Origin of the sequence: Acetobacter sp. DmW_136 (assembly GCF_008690365.1) — a bacterium.
Classification (GTDB): Bacteria; Pseudomonadota; Alphaproteobacteria; order Acetobacterales; family Acetobacteraceae; genus Acetobacter; species Acetobacter oryzifermentans.
Genome location: NZ_VHON01000093.1, coordinates 1 through 1,833 on the forward strand (window position 1 = coordinate 1; position 1,833 = coordinate 1,833).

General features: G+C 56.1%; 1 protein-coding gene and 1 pseudogene. Both read right to left on the reverse strand.

Going from position 1 to position 1,833, the window contains the following annotated elements:
* Positions 1–42: 42 nt before the first annotated feature.
* Positions 43–1,440: an IS30 family transposase gene (locus tag FKW31_RS15810; RefSeq protein ID WP_150179062.1), complete on the reverse strand. Its 1,398-nt coding sequence runs from the start codon at positions 1,438–1,440 to the stop codon at positions 43–45.
* A 55-nt stretch (positions 1,441–1,495) separates the two neighbouring features.
* A pseudogene (locus FKW31_RS15815) lies at positions 1,496–1,833 on the reverse strand (IS3 family transposase); the annotation flags it as partial.

Here is a 1,833-nt window from a genome sequence, read left to right on the forward strand (position 1 = left end):
TCGTCAATATTCCAGATCGGGCTCCTGTGGGATGACTGAATTCTACAAAATGACCCGAAATTGCCTCAAGTGTGAGAAATCCGCGTCGAGTGCCTCTGCTGGTGTTTTCCAACCGAGTGTTTTGCGTGGCCGTGTATTCAGGGCATGAGCAACCGCATTTAATGCATCGGTATCATGCTGGCTGAGATCCGTTCCCTTGGGGAAGTATTGGCGCAGCAGACCATTGGTGTTTTCGTTGCTGCCACGTTGCCAGGGGCTTTGTGGATCGCAGAAATAGATATCAAGACCGGTATCAATCTGGAGCTGGGCGTGTTGTGCCATCTCCGCTCCCTGATCCCAAGTCAGGGATCTGCGCAGACTGGCAGGTAGCTCCATGATGGTCCCTGTAATCGCGTTACGAACGGCCTGGGCCCCATGACCAGCAAGGGCTGGACCATTCCTGATCACTCTGGTTTTTCCATGCCCTTTCATCCGCGGCAGATGCAGCAACATCGTAAAGCGCGTGGTACGCTCGACCAGAGTGCCGCTTGCAGAACTACCAAGGCCGAGAATGAGGTCGCCTTCCCAATGGCCCGGCACAGCTCTGTCCGCAACCTCTGCCGGACGATCACTGATCATCAAAGCGTCTTCGACAAAAGATCTGCCTCGCTTACGCGCACGTTCCCGAGGAAGACGGAGTGCCCGCCCCGAGCGCAAGCAGGCGGAAAGTTCGCGTTTCAGAGCGCCACGCCCCTGAATGTAGAGTGCTTGATAAATCGCTTCGTGACTGATGCGCATGCTCTGATCCTCTGGGAAATCCACCTTCAGCCGTTGTGCGATCTGTTCCGGGCTCCATGCAAGGGACCAGCGTCGACTTTGACGATGAACTGCCCGTCGCTTTTTCCATATCACGACAGGCCCTTTCAGTGCGACACCATCCGGCGTGGCGATCAGGCCTGCAAGGCGATCGTGGACATAATCATGCAAGGTAGAATTTTGTGCCAGCTTACTCACTTTGGGACGTTGGGCCGCACGATCCGCATGCCATTGTGCGGTGGTGGCACGGTAATTGAAATCCCCGTTGCGGGTCGCGGAATTGCGCCTGATCTCACGAGATATCGTGCTGGGCGAACGTCCCAGCTTGCAGGCAATAGCACGCACCCCGGTCTTGCGTGCGCATTCCAGGACGATTTCTTCACACTCGGAAAAAGAAAGACTACGGCCCTGTGGGTGAGAGCCTGAAGGGGTTAAATGTGTAGGTGGCATCCCGCCAGAACTCCGAAACCAACGGCTTCCAACTGGAGCAGAAACACCGGCTTCGATACCAGCCTCTTCGCTGGAAAGACCTGCCGCGATACCCTGCCAGAACCGACAAAGGGTCTCACGCTGCCAGACAGGCGGCCGTCCTGGCGAACACAATTTGCGCCTTGTGGACCGCTCCGATTTCCGTTTCCCTGTCATCGTCTATACCTCCAATATTAAGGTGTTGCGACGACCGGTTGAATCCGCCGGCTGGTGCATGAAACTGTCGCTGCACCAGATCCTGTGGACAGGGCCGTGCCGGATCGGGGCGTGTGGTTCTGCCCCCCTTGCCACGAATGACGCCTTTCAGCCCCATCCGGCGCATCAGCCGCTCTACCGTGCAGCGGGCGACATCCATGCCTTCACGTTTGAGCTGATGCCAGACCTTGCGCGCTCCATAGACGCAGAAATTATTATTCCACACTCTACGGATGTCATCGCACAGCTCTTTGTCTTTCTGGTTGCGCACACACGGATTTTTCTGTCTGGCAACAGTTGCATAATAGGCAGATGGTGCAATCGACAGAACCCTGCAGATTGACCCGACACCAT

Excerpts from the sequence above, each read along its gene's own strand:
- FKW31_RS15810 (WP_150179062.1), bottom strand. The coding sequence starts at position 1,440 with ATGACAGGGAAACGGAAATCGGAGCGGTCCACAAGGCGCAAATTGTGT.